At 63.5% G+C, this 21,521-nt stretch carries 21 protein-coding genes and 1 pseudogene; 12 read left to right on the forward strand and 10 right to left on the reverse strand.

Going from position 1 to position 21,521, the window contains the following annotated elements; genetic code table 11:
- Nucleotides 1–57 precede the first annotated feature (57 nt).
- Nucleotides 58–921, forward strand: coding sequence for a MurR/RpiR family transcriptional regulator (locus BLW71_RS30745; RefSeq protein ID WP_091806094.1), 864 nt, complete (start codon nt 58–60; stop codon nt 919–921).
- A gap of 120 nt (nt 922–1,041) precedes the next feature.
- Here the strand turns inward: BLW71_RS30745 and BLW71_RS30750 are convergent, their stop codons facing one another.
- Together BLW71_RS30750 and BLW71_RS30755 are read right to left on the reverse strand one after the other, a co-directional pair.
- Nucleotides 1,042–1,920, reverse strand: coding sequence for an IclR family transcriptional regulator (locus tag BLW71_RS30750; RefSeq protein ID WP_177205146.1), 879 nt, complete (start codon nt 1,918–1,920; stop codon nt 1,042–1,044).
- Nucleotides 1,921–1,934: 14 nt separating this feature from the next.
- The gene (locus tag BLW71_RS30755; RefSeq protein WP_091806099.1) at nt 1,935–2,822 is read right to left on the reverse strand and encodes an IclR family transcriptional regulator; all 888 of its coding nucleotides are present in this window, start codon (nt 2,820–2,822) and stop codon (nt 1,935–1,937) included.
- Between the two features lie 240 nt (nt 2,823–3,062).
- On the opposite strand from BLW71_RS30755, the gene BLW71_RS30760 reads away from it, so the two are divergent.
- The 5 genes from BLW71_RS30760 (at nt 3,063) to BLW71_RS30780 (ending at nt 8,396) form a co-directional block, all read left to right on the forward strand.
- On the forward strand, nt 3,063–4,022 hold the full coding sequence (locus BLW71_RS30760) for an MBL fold metallo-hydrolase (RefSeq protein WP_091806102.1): 960 nt from the start codon (nt 3,063–3,065) through the stop codon (nt 4,020–4,022).
- 54 nt (nt 4,023–4,076) lie between these two features.
- Nucleotides 4,077–5,786: an FAD-dependent oxidoreductase gene (locus BLW71_RS30765; protein ID WP_091806105.1), complete on the forward strand. Its 1,710-nt coding sequence runs from the start codon at nt 4,077–4,079 to the stop codon at nt 5,784–5,786.
- Nucleotides 5,787–5,849: 63 nt separating this feature from the next.
- Complete coding sequence (locus BLW71_RS30770; RefSeq protein WP_091806107.1) at nt 5,850–6,089, forward strand: DUF2783 domain-containing protein; 240 nt, start codon at nt 5,850–5,852, stop codon at nt 6,087–6,089.
- Between the two features lie 194 nt (nt 6,090–6,283).
- On the forward strand, nt 6,284–7,612 hold the full coding sequence (locus tag BLW71_RS30775) for an MFS transporter (protein ID WP_091806111.1): 1,329 nt from the start codon (nt 6,284–6,286) through the stop codon (nt 7,610–7,612).
- Between the two features lie 85 nt (nt 7,613–7,697).
- Nucleotides 7,698–8,396, forward strand: a complete 699-nt coding sequence (locus tag BLW71_RS30780) for a 4'-phosphopantetheinyl transferase family protein (protein ID WP_091806114.1) — start codon at nt 7,698–7,700, stop codon at nt 8,394–8,396.
- A gap of 27 nt (nt 8,397–8,423) precedes the next feature.
- Here the strand turns inward: BLW71_RS30780 and BLW71_RS30785 are convergent, their stop codons facing one another.
- Both BLW71_RS30785 and BLW71_RS30790 read right to left on the reverse strand, forming a co-directional pair.
- The gene (locus BLW71_RS30785; protein ID WP_091806117.1) at nt 8,424–9,323 is read right to left on the reverse strand and encodes a 4'-phosphopantetheinyl transferase family protein; all 900 of its coding nucleotides are present in this window, start codon (nt 9,321–9,323) and stop codon (nt 8,424–8,426) included.
- A 12-nt stretch (nt 9,324–9,335) separates the two neighbouring features.
- Nucleotides 9,336–9,815 carry a hypothetical protein gene (locus BLW71_RS30790; protein WP_091806120.1) on the reverse strand — a complete coding sequence of 160 codons (480 nt, stop codon included), beginning with the start codon at nt 9,813–9,815 and terminating at the stop codon, nt 9,336–9,338.
- A 408-nt stretch (nt 9,816–10,223) separates the two neighbouring features.
- Here BLW71_RS30790 and BLW71_RS30795 point away from each other — a divergent pair, with 408 nt between their 5' ends.
- A complete protein-coding gene (locus BLW71_RS30795) occupies nt 10,224–11,453 on the forward strand; it encodes a YbfB/YjiJ family MFS transporter (protein ID WP_091806123.1) in 1,230 nt (409 codons plus the stop codon).
- Nucleotides 11,454–11,511: 58 nt separating this feature from the next.
- Here the strand turns inward: BLW71_RS30795 and BLW71_RS30800 are convergent, their stop codons facing one another.
- The 3 genes from BLW71_RS30800 to BLW71_RS30810 form a co-directional block, all read right to left on the reverse strand.
- Nucleotides 11,512–11,985, reverse strand: a complete 474-nt coding sequence (locus BLW71_RS30800) for an Lrp/AsnC family transcriptional regulator (protein WP_091806127.1) — start codon at nt 11,983–11,985, stop codon at nt 11,512–11,514.
- 524 nt (nt 11,986–12,509) lie between these two features.
- Entirely contained in the window at nt 12,510–12,881 is a 372-nt protein-coding gene (locus BLW71_RS30805) for a hypothetical protein (RefSeq protein WP_091806130.1), read from the reverse strand.
- Between the two features lie 460 nt (nt 12,882–13,341).
- Nucleotides 13,342–14,397, reverse strand: a complete 1,056-nt coding sequence (locus BLW71_RS30810) for a LacI family DNA-binding transcriptional regulator (protein ID WP_091806133.1) — start codon at nt 14,395–14,397, stop codon at nt 13,342–13,344.
- Between the two features lie 197 nt (nt 14,398–14,594).
- Here BLW71_RS30810 and BLW71_RS30815 point away from each other — a divergent pair, with 197 nt between their 5' ends.
- The 5 genes from BLW71_RS30815 (at nt 14,595) to BLW71_RS30835 (ending at nt 20,886) form a co-directional block, all read left to right on the forward strand.
- Nucleotides 14,595–15,620 (forward strand): TRAP transporter substrate-binding protein, encoded by a 1,026-nt coding sequence (locus BLW71_RS30815; protein WP_091806136.1) that lies wholly within the window; start codon nt 14,595–14,597, stop codon nt 15,618–15,620.
- Nucleotides 15,621–15,682: 62 nt separating this feature from the next.
- The gene (locus tag BLW71_RS30820; protein ID WP_091806139.1) at nt 15,683–17,569 is read left to right on the forward strand and encodes a TRAP transporter large permease; all 1,887 of its coding nucleotides are present in this window, start codon (nt 15,683–15,685) and stop codon (nt 17,567–17,569) included.
- A 103-nt stretch (nt 17,570–17,672) separates the two neighbouring features.
- On the forward strand, nt 17,673–18,212 hold the full coding sequence (locus BLW71_RS30825; protein ID WP_091806143.1) for a VOC family protein: 540 nt from the start codon (nt 17,673–17,675) through the stop codon (nt 18,210–18,212).
- A complete protein-coding gene (locus BLW71_RS30830) occupies nt 18,209–19,507 on the forward strand; it encodes a ribulose-bisphosphate carboxylase large subunit family protein (protein WP_091806146.1) in 1,299 nt (432 codons plus the stop codon). The genes BLW71_RS30825 and BLW71_RS30830 overlap by 4 nt, the downstream gene beginning before the upstream one ends.
- A 26-nt stretch (nt 19,508–19,533) precedes the next feature.
- The gene (locus tag BLW71_RS30835; protein WP_091806149.1) at nt 19,534–20,886 is read left to right on the forward strand and encodes a four-carbon acid sugar kinase family protein; all 1,353 of its coding nucleotides are present in this window, start codon (nt 19,534–19,536) and stop codon (nt 20,884–20,886) included.
- Here BLW71_RS30835 and BLW71_RS42800 read toward each other — a convergent pair.
- The 3 genes and pseudogenes from BLW71_RS42800 to BLW71_RS30845 all read right to left on the reverse strand — a co-directional run bounded on the left by BLW71_RS42800 (nt 20,883) and on the right by BLW71_RS30845 (nt 21,453).
- The gene (locus BLW71_RS42800; protein WP_353615902.1) at nt 20,883–21,026 is read right to left on the reverse strand and encodes an SDR family oxidoreductase; all 144 of its coding nucleotides are present in this window, start codon (nt 21,024–21,026) and stop codon (nt 20,883–20,885) included. The genes BLW71_RS30835 and BLW71_RS42800 overlap by 4 nt on opposite strands.
- Nucleotides 21,007–21,147: pseudogene (locus BLW71_RS30840) on the reverse strand (SDR family NAD(P)-dependent oxidoreductase); the annotation flags it as partial. The pseudogene BLW71_RS30840 and the gene BLW71_RS42800, both read right to left, overlap by 20 nt.
- Before the next feature lie 150 nt (nt 21,148–21,297).
- Nucleotides 21,298–21,453 carry a DUF3309 family protein gene (locus BLW71_RS30845; protein ID WP_091809080.1) on the reverse strand — a complete coding sequence of 52 codons (156 nt, stop codon included), beginning with the start codon at nt 21,451–21,453 and terminating at the stop codon, nt 21,298–21,300.
- Nucleotides 21,454–21,521 lie beyond the last annotated feature (68 nt).

Consider the following 21,521-nt stretch of genomic DNA (forward strand, 5'->3'; position numbering starts at 1 on the left):
AGGTCGATCCAGGCTCGCCCTCACGCATGATTGATGCTGCCACGTAAGGAACACCGGGTGTCCGCACCGAACTTGATTCCCCACATTCGCAGCGCACTCGCCAGTTTGCGGCCCGCCGAGCGCAAGGTCGCCGAGATGGTGTTGAACGACGTCGACTTCGCGATGCGCGCGAGCATCACCGAACTTGCGCAGCGCGCCGAGGTGTCCGAGCCATCTGTGACGCGTTTTTGCCGCGCGATCGGTGCGCATGGCCTGCGCGACTTCAAGATGCAATTGGCGCAGAGCGTAGCGGGCGGCGTGCCGTACGCATCCACGGCGGTGGCGCGCGACGACGATGTGCAAACGCTCATGGAGAAGGTGGGCGAAGCGGCGATCGACGGTATCGCCCATGCGCGCGGCGCGCTGGATCCAGCAGTGGTCGAGAGTGCGATTGCGGCGTTGTCGAGCGCACGGCGGGTGTTTTTCTTCGGCGTCGGTTCGGGCTCGGGGCTGGTCGCGCAAGATGCGGCGTTGCGGTTTCTGCGGCTCGACATTGCGTCCACCGCATTTACGGATGGTCATCTCCAGCGTCTTTACGCGGGCCTCATGGAACCGGGCGACGTGGCCTTTGCGATTTCACATTCGGGCCGCAGCGTCGAAGTGAACGAGAGCATTCAGATCGCCAAGGAGCGTGGGGCGACGACGATTGCACTGACCAATGTCGGCTCGCGCCTCGCGTGGCTGGTCGATATTCCGCTGCTGCTGCGCGTGCCGAGTCCGATCGATCCGAATACGCCGGGCGTGTCGCGGCTCGTGCATCTTTGCATCATGGACGCGCTGGCGATCGGCGTCGCGCTCAAAGCAGGGCCGAATACGCTCGAAAAGATGCGGCATGCGAAGGCGAGGTTGGCCTCGCATGAGCCGGAGGCGGCGGGGGATTGATTGGAGGCGCCTTGGTGAGCCGCGCGCGGAACGCCGACGCGGGTTTCAATCTTCTGCAGTTTCGATTACCCGGCTCCCCAAACGCTTACAAACTGACCTTTCTTCAATTCAAAAAAACGATTACTCGGTCGTTGCCACCATCCATCCAAAGCGCCGTGACAACCGCATGGTCGCGGCGCGCAGCGTCTGCGCCGGCCCGCCCGCCAATTCGCTGTCGAAGCTGCCGCTCGGTCCCATCAATGCCAGTACCAGGCAGATGCTGCCCGTATGATCCAGCACCGGCGCGGCCAGCGTGTCGATGCCCGGCACAGGCCGGCTCAGCGCCGTATCGATTCCATGCGCGCGGATTTGCGCGAGGCGCTGCGCGTAGGGTTGAGTCAGTGGAGGCGGCGCAGACGTTGCCTCCGTGCCGCCGCGGACCTTAGCTCCACCCTCTGACGCCGCTTTCCCCGCAAAAACCTGCGCCGCATCCGTCCCCGCCAACCGCAGATGATCCTGCTTCAGCAAACCGGCGCGCACGTCGTCCGCGACGTAGGCGGCAAACACGCGGCCTATCGCCGTGTTCACCAGCGACATCACTGTCCCGACCCGCAGGCTCACATGCAGTGGCCGCGCCGATTCCTCCAGGCGCACGACCGTCGGCCCGAGCGGTCCCAGCACCGCCATCGCGACGCTCATGCCCGTGGACGACGCCAGTTCGACCACCTCGGGTTCCGCTTCGCGCGTTGGCGATAAGCGCTGCAAACCGATCAGCCCAAGCTCCAGCGCGAGCGGCCCGGCTTCATAACAGCCGGACGCATCGCGATTGAGCAAACCGATTTTCAGCAGACTCACCAGATGCGGAAACGCCTTTGCTGGCGGCATGCCGGCGGCGGCCGCGAGATCGCGCAGGTTCAACGGCCGCGCCGCTGCGACCAGCGCCGCCAGCAACTCGCCGGTGCTGTCGAGCGACTGGATGCCGCGCTGCGGTTTCGCATCGGCGGATGGGGCGTGAAGCATGTCGAGAGAATCGGTCACGATGCGAAAGACGCTGACAAGGAAGGTTCTGCTGCCAGTTGGGCGCCGATGTCGCGCGCCGTGGCAAGCAGCGCACGCGCGATCGGCCCGTCGCTTGCGACGTCGATCGCGCCGGTCGAGCCGATCACGGTGAGCGCGAGCGACAGGCGGCCATCGGCATCCAGCACCGGCGCGCTCAGACTGCTGATGCCCGGACTCGGCGCATCCATGCTGCTTTCCAGGCCGCGCACGCGGATCGCGTCGAGGGCGGTCTCGAAGGCGGCGCTTTCGTCAGGCGGCGTCATGGTGCGATTCGCGGGGCCGGACTGATTTGCCCACATCGCATCGCGCACCTCGCGCGGCAGAAACGCGCAAAACACGCGTCCAGTCGATGTTGCCGGCAGCGACATCACCGTGCCCACATGCAAGTTGACGTGCAGCGGAAAGCCCGCGTGCTCATAGCGAACGATGGTCGGCCCTTGCGGCCCGGCAAGACAGATCGCGACGCTAAAGCCGATCGCCTCGGCCAAGGCGGCCACGCGCGGCACGGCGGCGCGAAACGCCGGCTGGTTCTCCAGGTGTAGCAACCCGAGCCGCAGCGACAGCGGACCGGGTTCATAGCGGCCCGACAGTTCGTCACGCTTGATCAGACCCAGCCGGCTCAAGCTCACCAGATAAGCATGCGCCTGCCCCGGCGCGATCTGCGCGGCGGTGGCGAGGTCGGACAAGGCGAGCGGAGCGCGCGCCTGCGCGAGCGCCAGCAACACGCGGCCGCCCACTTCGACGCTCTGAATGCCACGCTGCGTCTTGCCGCCGTCCGCTGTCTCGCGGGCGTCCGCGCCTTTGCCCGTGGCCGGTTTCGCTGCTTTGCTCACACCTGCGCTCGTCCGTAAAAAAGGGTTCATGTTAACCGAAGGGCCGCGTCTCGCTGTGCTGATCTTAGGCTGTTTGAGATTTGCGTATAGCGATACATTTCGCTATTGACAAATAATTGCCTGCCGTCCTAAGATGCATTCACCCCGACACACCGGCGCAGTCACAGAGTCAAAACGGGGCGAGACAATCCTCCAATACCGTCAGCCCGCGCGGCATTCGCGCAGCCGGCCGTCTCGCCTCACGTCCAACTTTTGAGGGAGACACGCATCATGGCAAAGGCATTCGCATCCCAGGCCGACCTGGAAGTCAAAAAAGTCACGTGGACCAAGTTGTCCGAGAACGCCTACGCCTACACGGCTGAAGGCGATCCGAATTCGGGCGTGATCATCGGCGACGACGGCGTGCTGATCGTCGACACCACCGCCACGCCGGCCATGGCGCAAGACCTCATCGCGAAGATTCGCAGCGTGACGGATAAGCCGATCAAATACGTCGTGCTGTCGCATTACCACGCGGTGCGCGTGCTCGGCGCATCGGCGTATTTCGAGGAAGGCGCGCAGGAGGTGATCGCGAGCCGCGGCACGTACGAAATGATCGTCGAGCGCGGCGAAGCGGACATGAAGTCGGAAATCGAGCGCTTTCCTCGCCTGTTCGCCGGTGTCGAAACGGTGCCGGGTTTGACGTGGCCCACGCTCGTCTTCGAAAAGGAAATGACGCTGTTCCTCGGCAAGCTCGAAGTGCGCATCGCGCATCTCGGCGCAGGTCACACCAAGGGCGACACGGTGGTGTGGCTGCCGTCGCAGAAGGTGCTGTTCTCCGGCGACCTGGTCGAGTACGACGCGGCCTGCTATTGCGGCGATGCCCAACTCGAACAATGGCCGGCCACGCTGGAAGCATTGCGCGCGCTGAAGGCCGACAAGCTCGTGCCGGGCCGCGGCCCCGCGCTGACCACGCCGGAAGACGTCAACAAAGGTCTGGATTACACGAAGGACTTCGTCACCACGCTGCTGCAGCAGGGCCGAGAAGCCGTCGAGCAGCAACTCGACCTGAAGGCCGCGATGGCGCACACGCGCAAGGCGATGGACCCGAAGTTCGGCCATGTCTTTATCTACGAGCACTGCCTGCCGTTCGACGTGTCGCGTGCTTTCGACGAAGCAAGCGGTATCACGCATCCGCGCATCTGGACCGCGCAACGCGACAAGGAAATGTGGGACGCGCTGCAAGCCTGACCGAGACAGACGCACAGCAAGACAAAGCAGAGCAGAGAAGGACGGAGACACAAGATGAGCACCAACTACCAGACGCTGTCGTTCGAGTACCAGCCGTGCCGTGAACAGAGCGCGCGAGGCGGCGCGGAGCAGGCGGTCTATCCCGTGATCGTGGTCGGCGCGGGCCCGGTGGGTCTCGCTACCGCGATCGATATCGCGCAGCAGGGCGTGCCGGTCGTGCTGGTCGACGACGATTGTTCGCTGTCCACCGGTTCGCGCGCGATCTGCTTTTCGAAGCGCTCGCTCGATATTTTCGATCGCTTGGGGTGCGGCCAGCGAATGGTGGACAAGGGCATCAGCTGGAACGTCGGCAAGGTGTTCCTGAAAGACGAACTGGTGTACACGTTCAATCTGCAACCGGAAGCGGGCCACAACCGGCCCGCCTTCATCAACCTGCAGCAATACTACGTTGAAGGCTTCCTGCTCGAACGCGCGCAGGAGATGCCCAATCTCGAGATCCGCTGGAAAAGCAAAGTGGTCGGCGTGCAGCAAAGCGGTACGCCCGGCACTCACGACGCCGGCGTGACGCTGAGCGTTGATACGCCCAACGGTCAATATGCGTTGCGCGGCCGCTATGTGGTTGCCGCCGACGGCTCGCGCAGTCCGATCCGCAACCTGATGGGACTCGACAGTAAAGGCGTGACGTTCAAGGATCGCTTCCTGATCGCCGACGTCAAGATGGAAGCCGAGTTTCCAACCGAACGCTGGTTCTGGTTCGATCCGCCGTTCCATCCGAATCAGTCGGTGCTGCTGCATCGTCAGCCGGATAACGTGTGGCGGATCGATTTCCAGTTAGGTTGGGACGCCGATCCGGTGCTGGAAAAGACGCCGGAGCGCGTGATCCCGCGCGTGCGTGCGTTGCTCGGGCCGGACGCGAAGTTCGAGCTGGAATGGGTCAGCGTCTATACGTTTTCGTGTTTGCGCATGGACCGCTTTCGCCACGGCAACGTGCTGTTCGCCGGCGACTCGGCGCATGGCGTGTCGCCGTTCGGCGCACGCGGTGCGAATAGCGGCGTGCAGGATGCGGAAAATCTCGCATGGAAGCTGGCCATGGTGCTCGAAGGCAAGGCCTCCGACGCTTTGCTCGACACCTATGCGAGCGAACGCGAATTCGCCGCTGACGAAAACATCCGCAACTCCACCCGCTCCACCGATTTCATTACGCCGAAGAGCCCCGTGAGCCGTGTGTTCCGCGACGCGGTGCTGAAGCTCTCGCGTCATCATCCGTTCGCGCGGCAATTGACCAACAGCGGCCGTCTCTCGGTGCCGGCGGTGCTGCGCGATTCTCCGCTGAATACAGCGGACAGCGAGCCTTTCGAAGGGGCAATGGTGCCGGGCGCGTCGTGCGTGGATGCGCCGATGCAGGTGGCGGGACAGCCCGCGTGGCTCTTGCAGCACCTCGGCCAGCAATTCACCGGCGTGCTGTTCTGTGGCGGGCAAGGTGTCGATCAGTCTACTCAGGCCGCACTGGACGCGTTGCGCAGCGGACCGATTCCGTTGAAGCTCGTGGTGGTGACGCGTGACTCCGAACAGCGCGGCGCGTTGGCAGGCGCTCAAGTCGCGCACGATATCGAAGGGCTGGCCCACTCGCGTTATGACGCAACGCCCGGCACGTTCTATCTGATTCGTCCGGACCAGCATGTTTGCGCGCGCTGGCGGCAGCTTGCTGCGGCTGATGTGGAAGCCGCATTGAAACGCGCGCTGTACGTGGAAGGCACGGCTTGAACGTCCGGCAAAAGCGGCTCGCGTAGCACGCGCCGCATCAGCAAAAAATAGCAGGAGACAGACATGACACTGAACACGCAACCGAATCTCGCCCGTCCCGACGATTTCTACGAGGCGTTGATCGATATGCATCGGGATCTGGACGATGCGCAGAGCCAATCGGCCAATGCGCAACTGATCCTGCTGCTCGCCAACCATATCGGCGATCACGCCACGCTGCTCGAAGCGATGCAGCATGCGCGCGAGGGGGTGATCGACGTTTCTTCGGGGCGCGGCGCGCAGTCGCATCCGTTGGCGGCCTGACCCGGCTCTCGTAGAACCCTGAACCCGTACCTGTAACGAAAACCCGCGCGTGGCCGTTCGTGCCACGCGCAACCCACGACGGCAACGCGGCGTGTCGACCACCTCGCCTGCCGTTTCAGTAGCAGACAACAACGCGGCGCAGCAAGACGCCGGACCCAACGGGTCCGTTGGACCCTCACGTTTGGAGATAACCGATGAGCCAACCCCTCGCCCCCGCGCTCGAGCCGGGCGCATCCGCTGCCGCGCACGACGACCTGCTGTATCGCAAGGTTTCGCTACGGATCATTCCGTTTCTGTTTCTCTGTTATGTGGTGTCGTTTCTCGATCGCATCAATATCGGCTTTGCGCAATTGCAGATGAAGCACGATCTCGGCTTCAGCGACGCAATGTACGGGCTTGGCGCCGCGGTCTTCTATGTGGGATACGTGTTGTGCGAAGTGCCGAGCAACATGCTGCTCGCCCGCTTCGGCGCACGCCGCACGTTCACGCGGATCATGCTGCTGTGGGGGATTGCGTCGGTCGGCATGATGCTGGTGTCGAAACCCACGCACTTCTATGTGTTGCGCTTCATGCTTGGCGTGTTCGAAGCGGGCTTCTTTCCCGGCATCGTGCTGTATCTCACCTACTGGTATCCGGCGCGGCGGCGCGCGGCCGTGCTGTCGATCTTCTTCGCGGGTGTGGCGGTGGCAGGGGTGCTCGGTGGCCTCGTGTCCGGCTGGATCATGCGTGACATGGGCGGCGTGCTGGGCCTGTTCGGCTGGCAATGGATGTTCGTGATCGAAGGCGCGCCCGCCATCGTGCTCGGCCTGCTTGCCGCGTTCTATCTGGTGGACGGCCCGCAACATGCCGCGTGGCTCACCGCCGCGGAGAAAGCGCAATTGATCGCGCAACGCGACGAAGACCGCCGGCCTGCGGCTGACGCGCATTCGTCCCGCTCGTTCACGCAGGCGTTGCGTAATCCGCGGGTCTATCTGTTCGCGTTCGTCTACTTTTCGCTGACCTGCGCCTCGCTCACGCTGAACTTCTGGATGCCGCTGATGATTCGCGACTTCGGGGTGCACGATGTACTCGCCATCAGCCTGTACACGGTGATTCCCAACGCCATCGGCGCGGTGGGGCTGATTCTGATCGCGCGTCATTCGGATCGCCATGGTGAACGTCGCCGGCATTTCGCGGTGTGCACGATTGGCGGCGGCGTGGCGCTCTCGTTGCTGACGCTTCATCTGAGCAGCTTTCCCGCGATGCTCGCGATTCTTTCTCTGGCTGCGGTGCTGATCTTCGCGGCCCTGCCGATCTTCTGGACGGTGCCGTCGGGGTATTTGTCCGGCACGGCGGCGGCGGCCGGGATCGCGCTGATCAGCAGCATCGGCATTACGAGCGGTATTGTCAGTCCGTGGGTGATCGGGTTGATCAAGACGCACACCGGGAGCATGGACAACGCGCTGTATGTGCTGACCGCGTTGCTGTTCGTCAGCGGCGTGGCAATGGTGCTCGGCGTGCCGAAGGACGGCAAACGCGCGTGAAGACGCGTACCGGTCCGGACGGGATTATGGGGTACAGTCGCGAGTATTCTGTTGCGACAGCCCGTAGACCGTCCGAACCTTCGCGATGCATTTCATCGACCCTGTTCCGCTGCCGCACGACGGCCCGTCCGACATTGCAGTGTGGCGGATCGATATCGACTTCGCCGAGTCGCTGAACGCCCCGGCTTTCGCGTCCCTTAGCGACGAAGAACTCACGCGCGCCCGTCACTTTCGCCGTCATGAAGACGCGTTGCGTTTCGCCACCGTGCGTGCCGCGTTGCGTGAGCAACTCGCGCGGGGCCTTGGCATCGCGGCACACGCCGTGCGCTTTGCAGCCGATGCCAACCACCGTCCTCATCTCGCGGAGTCGGATCGCTTCGATTTCAACGTGTCGCATGCGGGCGAGCATGGCCTGATCGCGATCTCGCCGATGCGGCGCGTCGGTGTCGATATCGAGCAGCACAGCGACACATTCGATTGGCATTCGATCGCGACGCTGACGCTCGATCCGAAAGAAGCCGTATGGATCGAAGGTCTCGACGCGGCTCGGCAAACCGCTGCGTTTTACGATGCATGGGTTGCCAAGGAAGCGCTCGTCAAAACGACGGGCGCGGGCATCACGCGCGGGTTGCAACATCTGACGGTGCTGCCGCGTGAGAGCATGCGCGTGACGCTGCGCAATCAGATTCCCGACGACATGCGTGAAGTCGACGCGCGCTGGCTTGCCGCGCCGGACGGCTACGCGGCGTGCGTCGCCTGGTCGGCGACGGCGTTGCGGCGCTAGAGGCCATAGAGCGGCCCATGCAGCGCGTTACGCGTTTGCTTCCCCAAATACCAATGACTTCGGCCAGCCAAACGTATGTACCTGTGTGAGCGGCTGCGCTAGCGCGACCGCCGCACGAATCTTGCCGGCCATCGGCACATCGAGTACATGCCAGCGGCCATATTCCGCGAGATCGAACGCGCCGGTCGCGGTGGGACTGAACAGCAGTTCGAGATCGATATCGACAGGCGCGTAACGCAACGCACTGCAAAGGCTGCTATAGCGAGCGTGCCGGCGCGATGCTTCCGGCGTCTGATCCGGCGCCGCGCCGGGCGCGGGCACGACGACACTCAATCCGAGCGTTGTCGATGCAACACCGATCATGATCCAGATACCGCCGTACGCGATATCGATTGTGATGCCGCGGCCGTCGCGCGGATGGCGCGCGCGCAGTTTCTCGTTGCCGTCGTCGTGTAGATCGACGGCGTGCGGCTCGCAGTCGAACAGGTGAGCGACGATCCACCGCACCACCACGCGCGCGCTGATGAAGCGTTTGCGCAATGCGGTGTTGGGATGCAGTCGCGCACGCTCGCGCTCGGTCTTGGAGAGCCAGTTATCGCCTTCCTGCACGGGCACCGGTAGCCATTCGCAGCGGAATCGCCACAGATGTAATTCGCCTGCGCGTGGTGCGACGACATTGTGTGGACGGCTACGCGTCAGTGGATGGCACTGGAATGCCGTTGCCGTGGCGATCTCGCGTGCGAGTCGGGCGGCGTGCGCTGCAGGTGCGCCAGCGGCGCCCTCAGCGGTGCCCTCATCGGTGCGCTCAACTGCGCTTGCAACTGAGCCTTCAATTGCGCCTTCAACGCCGCCTTCAACTGCGCGTGACGCGCCGCTGTCGCGCCCACGCGAGGCCGTTAGACAAACCTGGTCCGAGTCCAATGACATAGGCCGGCTTCCTCAATGCATGTACGTGACGCGCCGTGCTTGCACGTCGAGTTCCACACCGGCGTCGAGCAAATCGATGGCGAACCAGCGAATCAACTTCAGAACACCGCTAACCGCGGGCGCCGGCAGCCAGTCGTTCAGCATGCGCAACGCGGCGCCGCTGTGCGTTTTTTGCAGCAGCGCGATGGTTTGCAAAACCACCGCTTCGTCTTTGCCGAGATCGCGGGCGCAGCGGCAGCGCATGTCGAGCGGACGATACGACACGTGCATCAGCGAACGCATCAGCAGATCGAAGTGTTCGATGCCGTCCTGGCGCAAGCCGGCGCCGCTGAGTATCTCGCGCCAGTGCGCATCGCCGCTCGCCGTCTCGCAAGAGGGACGCAGCCAGGTGCGCACGGCGCTCAGGACGGTGCGATCGGGGGCGTCGGCGGAATCGGCCGGATGGTCGTCGATCAGTTCCGGGCGGCCGGTGTGCTGAGAGCGAAAGTTCATCGATGCTCCTGGGTGGACACGGTCCAACGAATCGCGCCGGCCAGATGGGACAGACGCCGCGTCGCAGGCCAGCGCATGTCGTGCGACGGATGGGCGATGACGCAGAACCTGCGTCAGAGGTTATGTCGGGTGCCGGCATCAGCTGCTTGGTTCACCTTGAGCCGGCTGGGTTGGATGATGAGCCAAATTCCGTCTAAATGCAAATCATTCGCATTTAGACGTGTTGTCAGAGTGATGCACGTCCGGCGCCTGCCGCAACACGTGCGCGGCCATGGCGCAGAAGGTCGATGCCATAACGCAACTAACGGTCAACCCCGCGAGGCGTCCGCGGATATGATGGCGAAGTGCCGAATTCAGCCTTTCCGGCACAAACGGCTTGCAGTCTCCTTGCCCACTTCCGCCAGCCAAATGCCGATAAAAACACTCGACGCCGCCTCGACTTCCAAGCCTGCCCAGACGGCGCAGCGCCTCCCCACGCTGATGCTTGCCGCCACGCTGTCGCTAGGAAGCGCGATTGCGCTCGGGCTTGCCCGTTTCGCCTACGCGCTGCTGTTGCCGTCGATGAAACTCGACCTCGGCTGGAGCTTCGCGCAAGCCGGCGCGATGAACACGGCTAATGCGTTGGGTTATCTGCTCGGTGCGCTGGCTTTTCCGCGCCTTGCGCGCCGCTGGTCAGCCGGCGCGCTGTTTGGCGGCGGTTGCGTGGCGACGGCGCTTCTAATGGCCGGCAGCGGCCTGGTTGCCGACACGCACTCACTGCTCGCGCTGCGCGTGGTCACCGGCGCGAGCAGTGCGGGGATTTTTATCAGCGGTGGCGTGTTGGCGGCACGGCTTGCGTCGGCGAGACCGCACGACGCGGGGCTTGTCCTCGGCTTGTATTACGGCGGCACGGGGTGGGGCATCGTGGCGTCGTCGGTGCTGGTGCCGCTGACCATTGTCAACGTCGCGCACGGTTGGCAGTTCGCGTGGTTCGCACTCGCGCTCGCGTGCGCGGTGCTCGCCGCGGTGGCCGTCGGTGCGGCGCGAAAAATCGAGAGCGTGCATCCGACGCTGTCGTCAGCTGCGCAGTCACACACGGCCGCCAACGCGCCCCGCTGGCCGCGATTCAGTCTGGCGCTGACGGGATACGGATTGTTCGGCGTCGGCTATATCGGCTACATGACGTTCATCGTCGCGTTGCTGCGCAATGCGGGCATGAGCGCGGCTGTCGTCACAGGCTTCTATCTGCTGCTCGGCGTGGCGACCGTGGTGTCGGCGCGCGTGTGGTCGAGTCTGCTCGACCGTATGCGCGGCGGCCAGGCGCTTGCGGTCCTCAACACATTGCTTGCAGTGGCGACGCTGCTGCCCGCGCTGTTCACGCAGCCTTGGGTGGCGTTCGTATCCGGCGCGCTGTTCGGCGCGACATTCCTTTCGGCCGTGGCGTCGACTACGGCCTTTGTGCGCCACAATCTGCCCGCGAGTCACTGGGCCAAGGGCATCAGCGCGTTCACAATCGTGTTCGCGTTCGGACAGATCGTCGGGCCGATGGTGATCGGCTGGGTCTCGGACGGCGCGGGCCTCGCGCGCGGGCTGGTGTATTCCGCGCTGTTGCTCGCGGCAGGCGCGGTGCTGGCGGCGTGTCAGAAGCCGCTGCGTTGATTGTGGGTCCGCGCATGCAGGCAAGTGCGCCGCGCGCCCACGTTTCGCTCCTCACACGTCACACCTGCACGGACGGGATGCTCTTCATGCAACGCAAGGCGAACATCGAACGGCTATGACGGATGCCGGCGATCTTGTAGAGCTTCTCGCGCAGAAAACGCTCGTAGCCCGCCGTACCGTCGACCGCCACCTTCACCAGATAGTCGTAGTCGCCCGACACGAGATAAGCCTCGAGCACCTCGGTGAGCGTAGCCAGTTCGGCGCCGAAGCGGGCGAGGGCGTCGTCGTCGTGACGGTCTAAAGTGACTTCGAGCAGGACTACGTCCGCGAAGCCGAGCTTCTGCTGATCGAGCAGGGCGACGTAGCCGCGGATATACCCATCGGTTTCCAACTGACGCGTGCGGTTCCAGCACGCGGTGGTCGACATGCCAACCAGTTCCGCCAGTTCGGCGTTGCTCAGGCGCGCGTTTTTCTGCAACTCGCGCAGGATCTTGCGATCCTGGTTGTCGAGCGGGCGATTTCGGGTGCTCATGGGCGATGGCGGAAGATTGTTCTTTAAATTTGTATTCTAGCTGAATATTGTCCCGACTCTGACCATAAGCTTCATTGCTTTAAGAAGCCTATCCAGACTGTCTCCGGATATATTTTCAGGGTGCATTCATGCCCGGGACAACCGTCCGGGCCGCGGGCCTCGCGCCCACGGTCTCATGCGGCCAAAAGCCGCCATCCGGGTCTCGCTGTCTTTCACAGGAAGGCGGCACGCGGGCGATTTCCGGCGTTACCCACGTCGGAGGGCGCGCTCGCCGGGCATGAACGCATGTTCCCAGCCGACATGCATTGGCTCTCGTGTTTGCACGGAGCGTGGCATCGACGGCAATTTCTTCTCATCGTCTATGCACGGTTTTACATAGGCCGATGCGGCAACGTGCGGCGAATCATTGGGTGGAGCGTGTACTGGTTAGCATGGAAGCCGCTCTAAACTGAGCGCATCCGCTACAGCGCAGCGCACTGGCCATCATGGATCGCTTGGAAAAATAGCCACACGTTCTCGCTTGGTTAGCCCGCTTTGACGGGCCCCTTTACCGCGCTCTGTACCGCAACATTGCGATAGACGTCGCGACAAAATTGCATGCCGTGCTCATGCGTGCCGTTCACGGCCGCCGCAATATGCACCGTTCCTTCCACACGCTGGGGCGCCGGCGGATTGACCAATGCGGCGTCGATCGCGAACGGATCGGCCGGCGACGCGCGCGTGATGCCGATGCCCCTGATCGTCACCGCAAGGCATGGATCGGATGTTTGCGCGCCGTGGCCGGCCGCCACGTCGAAATTGACGTTGAGCGTCCAGAAGCCCTCATGAATACCCTGATGAATAATGACGGCCTCCACCACGTCCTGGTGTGACAGCGTGTACTCGTTGCTTGCCATCGGTCCCTCCGTGCTCGCACGCTTTCCGGGCATACGTATGCAGATATGGCATCGTGCGTGGACCAGCGAAGATTAGTTTTACGCGCCATTCGCTGCAGTGCAAGCGGAAAGATATGCACGCGCGTGCTCCCGCAAGCGAGCATCGAGCGGACGCACGAAAGGCGACAGCCGAACACCGGCGTCGCCTTTCGTGTCGCAGCCTCAGAGAGGCCGCGCCGCAGTGAAACGAAGCAATGAAACGAAGTTCAGTTCAACTGCGCAAGTGGTGAACTCTCACCAAGGAGTTAATGGAAAATGAGGTACAGGATGACCAGTACGATCAACGGAACGCCAAGCAGCCAGCCGAGAAGATAAGGCATGGTGTGATCTCCTTTCGTATCGAGGTTTGAATACGAAAGTGATTGAGCATCCGGCGTGCCTGACGTGCGACGTTCTCTTACGTGACGCTCTCGCGGTCATCTCAGGGCAAATTTTCCCGCAGAACAATGCTGAATTGCACAGGCTTCACGTCGCTCAATGCATCGCGCTTCTCGCGCACGTTGCGGAAAATGCGCAGACAATTCCCCACCATGGCCTGCGGCGTTTGCGTGATCAACGCGTCCATGGTGCCGTCGATCAACAAGGCTCGCGTGTCGGGCGTCAAGCCATGACCGACGAACAGAATCTTCTGTTCCGAACGCGCTTCGACAATCGCGCGCGCCACGCCATCCGATCCGCCGCCGCTGTTGTAAATGCCGGCCAGATCCGGATGCTGCTCCAGTAGCTTGCGCGTCTGCATATAGTTGCGCTCGCTATCATCGTGTCCTTCACGCAATCCAATTACGCGCACTTGTGGGAACGTCGATTCGATCAAATGGAGGAAGCCGATCTCGCGCTCCTCATGTCCACGATAGTTGAGGCTGCCCGCGAGCATCGCGATCTTTCCGCTCGGCCGCGGGCCCATGAAGCGTCCAAGCAGTAGCGCAGCCGTGCGCCCGGCCGCACGATTGTCGATACCCACATAAGCCAGCCGCCGCGCATTCGATAAATCCGAAATCAACGTGATGGCCGGCACGCCCTGGTCGGCCAATGCATTCACGGCATCGCGCACAACGGGATGTTCGAGCGCCATGAACACCACGCCGTCCGCACGCTGTCCGTAATGCAACAGACGGTCGGCCAGTTCCTTCGGGTTGAAACTCTCGACGTAGTGCACGCGGCACTTCATATCCAACGCGTTCCACTGATCGTGAGCGAAGTCGATGTAGTCGCCGAGCATGCGCAAATAGCGATTGGTGCCGGCGGGCAGCAGGAACGCAATGCGCATCGGCTTCGAGGCGGACGCGGTAGGCGCCTGAGGCGTGAGCAGATAGCCGAGTTGGGCGGCCGCTTGCAGCACGCGTTGCGCCGTCACGGCGCGCACGCCTTCGCGGCCATTGAGCACGCGATCCACTGTGGCGGTCGAAACGCCGGCGGCGCGCGCAATGTCGGGAATGCGCGCGCGCACAGCGGCGCTGAGGTGAACCGTTTCGGACATAGCAGTCCTTCACAGAAAGGAAGTCCATCAAAAACCATCAAGTTCGCGGTTTGACAGCGCTTGCCGCGCACGCCTAGTCTTGCAGCTATCACGCGACGACTCAACACCGGCGACTGGAAATCAAGGCGTAAGAGCGGGCGATGATGGTTTTTGATGGATTCGACGTTCACATCAATTATAAGCAAGGAGACGCTCAAATGACCAACCTCGCGAGACGCACACTGCTGCGTGCGGCAGCCGCCGTGCCGGTAGCCGGCGCGCTGGGCTTTCCGGCGATCGTGCGCGCGGCGTCCGGCCCGGAGTTCGTGTTCAAGTACGGCAACAACCTGCCGCTCACGCATCCGTTGAACGTGCGCTCGCAGGAAGCGGCCAACCAGATCAAAGAGGCGTCGAAAGGGCGCATGGAGATCCGGATATTCCCTAACAACCAGTTGGGCGGCGACACCGACATGCTCGCGCAGGTGCGCAGCGGCGGCATCGAAATGTTCACGCCGTCGGCGCTGGTGGTATCGACGCTTGCGCCATCGGTTGCGATCAACGCGGTCGGCTTCGCGTTCAGCGACTACAACCAGGTGTGGGGCGCCATGGACGGCAAGCTCGGCGCGTACGTGCGCGCGGCGATGCAGAAGGCCGGCCTCGAATCGTTCGAAAAGATGTGGGACAACGGTTTTCGTCAGACCACTACCAGCAATGGCCCGATCACGAGCGCGCAGACCATGCGCGGTCTGAAGATTCGCGTGCCGGTGAGTCCGCTCAGCATCGATATGTTCAAAGGACTCGGCGCCGCGCCGACGAGCCTGCAATTCAGCGAGGTCTATTCGTCGCTGCAAACGCATATTGTCGATGCCCAGGAGAATCCGCTGCCGATCGTGCAGGTCGCCAAGCTCTACGAGGTGCAGAAGTACTGTTCGCTGACCAATCACATGTGGGACGGCTACTGGTTCGTGCTGAACCCGCGCGCGTGGCAACGCTTGCCCAAGGATCTGCAGGGCATTGCCAGCGACGCGTTCAACCAGTCGGCGCTCAGGCAGCGTGAGGACGTGCGCAAGCTGAACGACGCGGCAGTCGCGGATCTGCAAAGCAAGGGGCTCTCGATCAACCGTCCTGCGCCGGATACGTTTCGCGCGGCGTTGCGCCAGGCGGGTTTCTACGCCGAATGGAAAAGCAAGTTCGGCAATCAGGCGTGGGACCTGCTCGAACAGTCAGTCGGCAAGCTGGCCTGACCGTGCTGCATACGGGCGAGGCTGAGACGAAGCGCGGCGAGCCGCCGCGAGGAGGCAGCAGGATGTCGAATCACGCATTGAATCCGGCGGAAGCGGGAGTGCCGTTGCACACCGCGAGCATGCCGCGCCGCTGGCTGAGGAGTTTCGATCGCGGTCTGATCGCGCTCGTCGAAGTGTGCGCGGCGGCGCTGCTCGCCATGGAGATCGTCGTGATGCTGGCGGGCGTGGTGTGTCGTTACGCGCTGCACCAGCCGCTCGTATGGTCCGATGAACTGGCGGGCATTCTGTTCCTGTGGCTCGCCATGCTCGGCGCGGTGCTCGCGTTGCGGCGCGGCGAACATATGCGCATGACCGCGCTGGTCAGCCGGCTGTCGGCGCCGCGTCGCGCGTTGGTCGATACGCTGGCGATCGCCGCATCGATCGCGTTGCTCGCGCTGTTGATCGCTCCTGCGTACGACTATGCCTCCGGCGAGGCGGCGATCGTGACGCCCGCCTTGCAGATCAGCAATGCGTGGCGGGCGCTCGCGTTGCCGATCGGCGCCGCGCTCATGCTGCTGGTCGGGCTGATCCGGCTGGCCCAGGTGAGCCGCGTGCGCGACGTCGTGATCGCGCTCGGGATCACCGCCGTACTTGGCGCAGTGGTCGTGTTCGCCGGGCCGTGGTTTCAAACGCTCGGCAAGACCAATCTCGTGATCTTTTTCGTCGGCGTCGTGGCGGTCGGGATTTTTTCGGGCGTGCCGATCGGGTTTTCGTTTGCGCTCGCCACGTTCGGTTATCTGGGCCTCTCGACCTTTACGCCGCTCGAAGTCGTGGTCGGGCGCATGGACGAAGGCATGTCGCATCTCGTGCTGCTGGCGGTGCCGCTCTTCGTCTTTCTCGGCCTGCTGATCGAGATGACCGGCATGGCGCGCGCGATGATCGAGTTTCTCGCGAGCCTCGTCGGCCATGTGCATGGCGGCCTGTCGTTCGTGCTGATCGGCGCCATGTACCTGGTGTCGGGCATCTCCGGTTCGAAAGTGGCGGACATGGCGGCGATTGCGCCGGTGCTGTTCCCGGAGATGAAAAAACGCGGCGCTTCCGAAGGCGATCTGGTTGCGCTGCTCGCCACGACCGGTGCACAAAGCGAAACCATTCCGCCGAGCATTGTGCTGATCACGATCGGTTCGGTGACGGGCCTGTCGATCTCCGCGCTCTTTACGGCGGGCATGCTGCCAGGCGCGGTGCTCGCGCTGATTCTGTGTGCGGTGGTGTGGTGGCGCTATCGCAAGGAAGACCTGAGCGGCGCGCAACGTTTCAGCAAGCGGCAAATCGGGCGTCTGTTCATCGTGTCGCTGCCCGCGCTCGCGCTGCCGTTTGTGATTCGCATGGCCGTGGTCGAAGGCGTGGCGACGGCGACCGAGGTGTCGACCATCGGCATTGCGTATTCGATGCTGATCGGCCTGCTGGTGTATCGCCGCTTCGACTGGCGGCGGCTTGGCCGCATGCTGGTGGATGCGGCGACGTTGTCGGGTGCGATTCTTTTCATCATCGGCTGTGCCACTGCCATGGCGTGGGCGCTTACGCAGTCCGGCTTTTCGCAGGATCTCGCGCAAGTCATGGGCTCGATGCCTGGCGGCGCATACGGCTTTCTCGCGGTGTCGATCGTCGTATTCGTGATGCTCGGCAGCGTGCTCGAAGGGATTCCGGCGATCGTGCTGTTCGGACCGCTGCTGTTTCCAATTGCGCGGCTCGCGGGTGTGCATGAAGTGCATTACGCGATCGTCGTGATTCTCTCGATGGGTGTGGGCCTCTTTTCGCCACCGTTCGGCGTCGGCTACTACTCGGCGTGCGCGATCAGCAAGGTCAATCCCGACGCGGGAATTCGGCCGATTGTCGGCTATATGGGCGCGTTGCTCGTCGGCCTGATCGTGGTCGCGGCAATTCCCTGGATTTCGATCGGGTTTCTCTAAGCGGGTCTCTCAGGTTTCTTAACAGGTTCGACCTTCGGGCGCTGCGTTTTCGCCGCGCCGGGGCGTCGCTCGTCTTTCAACCCCGCAGCATCGGGAGAGTTTCATGAGTCGTTTCTTTGGCGAAATCCGGCAGGCAGGTTACGTGGTGCGGGATATCGAAGCCGCGATGGACTATTGGAGCCGCGTGCTCGGCGTCGGTCCGTGGTTTTATAACGAACGCGTGCCGATCGAAAACTATACGTACCGTGGGCAAACGTACGAGGTGCATAACTCGGTTGCGCTGGCGAACTCGGGACCGTTGCAGGTCGAATTGATCCAGACGCGCAACGACGCACCGTCGATGTATCGCGACTTTCTCGCCGCGGGCCATACGGGCTTGCAGCACAACGCTTACTGGACCACCTCGTTCGACGCCGATCTCGCGCGCCTGCAGGCGCAAGGTTTCAAAGTCGCGATGAGCGGCGAAGTGGGACGCAACGGGCGCTTTGTCTACTTCGACACGGAGAATCATCCCGGTACGGTGATCGAGTTGTCCGAGATCGCCGGGCCGAAAGGCAAGCTCTTCGACATGATCTACAAGGCGTCGCTCGACTGGGACGGCCGCGAGCCGGTGCGCCGCTTTCCTGATCTGGGCACGCTATGAGCGCGGCGCCGCAACCACAGACCGTCGACGAAGACACGCTCGAAGCCGACTATCTGATCGAGACGCCGCTCGACCCTCGCCGCGTCGCGGACGTCATGGCGGGCGAACAGTCGAGCGGCACGTTCGTGCGCGTCGCCAACGAATCGGATGCGCTGCGCGCACGCAGCCGCGCGAGCGTGCTGCGCGTCGAAGAACTCGAGGCGGCGGCGCAGCCCAGCTTGCCGAATGCATGGCTCGCGCGTCAGGGCACGCCGGGTCCGTGGCGGCGCGCGCGCATCACGCTGTCGTTTCCGCTCGCCAATATCGACGCGAATCTACCCACGTTGGCGGCGACCGTCGCCGGTAATCTATACGATCTCGGCGAGGTGACGGGCATGCGTCTGCTCTCGCTACGTTTGCCGGCTTCGTATCGTGCGCGTTTCGAATGGCCACGACATGGCGTGGCCGGCACGCGCGCGCTGACGCAAGTGAAGGACCGGCCGATGATCGGCACCATCATCAAGCCTAATGTCGGCCTGAGCGCGGCGGAAACGGCGGCGCTGGTGCGCGATCTGTGCGAGGCGGGCGTCGATTTCATCAAGGACGACGAGGTGTGCGCAAATCCCGCGCATGCGCCGCTTGCGGAGCGCGTGCGGGCAGTGATGTCCGAAGTGCGCCGCTACCGTGAACGCAGCGGCCGGCCTGTGATGGTCGCGTTCAATATCACCGACGACCTCGACGCCATGCGTCGCCACGCGGAACTGGTCGAGCGCGAAGGCGGCAGTTGCGTGATGGCGAGCATCAACTGGTGCGGCTTTTCCGCGATCCAGACGCTGCGCCGCGCGACCCCGCTGGTGCTTCACGCGCACCGCAACGGCTATGGCATGATGTCGCGCGATCCGGCGCTCGGCATGTCGTTTCAGGCTTATCAGACGCTGTGGCGCTTGAGCGGCGTCGATCATATGCACGTGCACGGTCTCGCCGGAAAATTCGCCCAGAGCGACGCCGAAGTGATCGAGTCGGCGCGCGATTGCGCGACACCGCTCGCCGCCGGTCGCGACGATGCGGTGCTGCCGGCGTTTTCGTCAGGGCAGTGGGCCGGCACCGTGCAGGCGACCTTCGACGCGGTGCGCTCGACCGACTTGTTGTTCATGTCGGGCGGCGGCATTCTCGCGCATCCGGACGGCCCCGCTGCGGGCGTCACGAGCGTGCGCCAGGCTTGGGCGGCGGTGCAGGCCGGCACGCCGCTGCCGGAGTACGCCGAGCACATGCCGGAACTGCGGCGCGCGCTGGCGTTTTTCGGCAGCCGCACGTGACCCCTGCACGCGACACGGAACAAACGATGAGCACTGTTCGCGAGAGATCCAGCGACGCTCCCGCTTACGCCTTCTACGGCGACGACTTCACCGGCGCGACCGACACGCTGGCTCATCTCGCTCGCGCGGGTTTGCGCACCATGCTGTTCTTCGCGCCGCCGGATGCCGCGCGTCTTTCGACGCTCGGCCGGCTCGATGCAATTGGCGTGGCGGGCGCCGCTCGGAGCATGGCACCCGCTGCGCAGCGGCAGGAGCTCGAGCAAGTCGGCGCCGCTTTTGCGGAACTCGGCGTGCGGGTGATGCACTACAAAGTGTGTTCGACGTTCGATAGCGCGCCGGAGACCGGCAGCATCGGCGTGGCGCTGCGCACGTTGCGAGCGTATTGTGCGAACGAACTCGTCGCGGTGATCGGCGGTCAGCCGAATTTGCGCCGCTATTGCGTGTTCGGCGAACTATTCGCGGCAGCCGGTGCGAACGATAGCGCGCAGACGGTCTATCGCATCGACCGTCATCCGACTATGAGCCGGCACCCCGTTACGCCGATGAACGAAGCGGACTTGCGCGTGCATCTTCAGCGTCAGGGTGTGGACAATGTGCAATTGATCGACTGGCGCTGCTATGCCGGCGACGACGCCGGGCTCGAAGCGCAAGTCCAGCGCCGGCTCGATTCGAAACCCGACGCGTTGCTGTTCGACGTGCTCGACGATTCGCATCTGCTAGCGCTTGGCCGGCTCATCGCGCGTCATGCCGCGCGATCGGCGCCCGTGCTCGCGATCGGCGCGAGCAGCGTCGCGCAGGCGTACGCGTTAGCGCGTGAGACCGGCTCCGAACTTGCCGCGGCGCAAACCCGAAGCGCGCCGCTGTTGACCCGTGCGCGCGGACCCGTTTTCGTGCTGGCGGGCAGTCTGTCGCCGTTGACCGAGGTGCAGATCCGCGCGGCGCAATCCTATCTGCGCGTGGAACTGGACCCCTTGCAAATGACGGGCGACGCGGCGAGCGACTATCTGGCCGGCCGGTTGGCGGCGATCACCGGCCCGTTGCGCGACGGACGCAACGTACTTGCGTTCACAAGGCGCCAACCGTCGGGCGAAGGCGGCGCGCTGCCGGCACTCGCGCACGCGTGTGCTTCACTGTTGCAACAGGTGCTCGGTGCCGTGCGCTTGCACCGCATCGGCATTGCGGGCGGCGACACGTCGAGTCTTGCCGTGCGCGCGCTCGGCGCATGGGGACTGTCGTATATCGCACCGTTATCGGCGGGCGTCACGGTGTGCCGTCTTCACGCCGATCGCGCGGAACTCGATGGCATGGAGATCATGCTCAAGGGCGGGCAGATGGGCGATACGGATCTCTTCGAACAACTGCTCACGGGCAACGGCTAACCGTTGTCCCCGAAGCCCGGATACAGCGTCATGCCGCCGTCGACGAGCAACGTCGTGCCGATCACGTAGTCGCTTTCATCCGAGGCGAGCCAGATTGCGACCCTGCCGATATCCTCCGTTGCGCTCGGCCGCCTCGGCATGCGAGTGATAGTTCACGACGACGGCCGCGCCTGCGTCCGCAAGCGCTTTGGCGACACCGTAGCCAATGCCCGAACTGGCGCCTGTGACGAGAGCAACCTGATTCGCGAGTAATTTTTCCATCGTGTCCCCCCGGCGTGGCAACTTGGGATGTGAGTCGACCGTCGACAAAGAAAGGCCGCCGGATATCCATGCAGCGAACTGCAGAGATATCCGGCGGCCTTCGACCCAACTTCAAAGAATAAGACTGTTACCTCGCTACGGCATCAACGGCTAGATGACACCGACGACCAGCAGCACGATCACCACGATCACCACGAGACCGATACCGCCGGTAGGACCGTAGCCCCAAGAACGGCTGTGCGGCCACGACGGGAGCGCACCGATCAGGAGAAGAATCAGCACGACTAGAAGAATAGTTCCCAACATATGAATGACCTCCGCCTGGTTGATAAGATCTGCCTTCACGACAGCCACACAGGGCCCGCATTGCGAGC

This window comes from Burkholderia sp. WP9 (assembly GCF_900104795.1).
GTDB lineage: Bacteria > Pseudomonadota > Gammaproteobacteria > Burkholderiales > Burkholderiaceae > Paraburkholderia.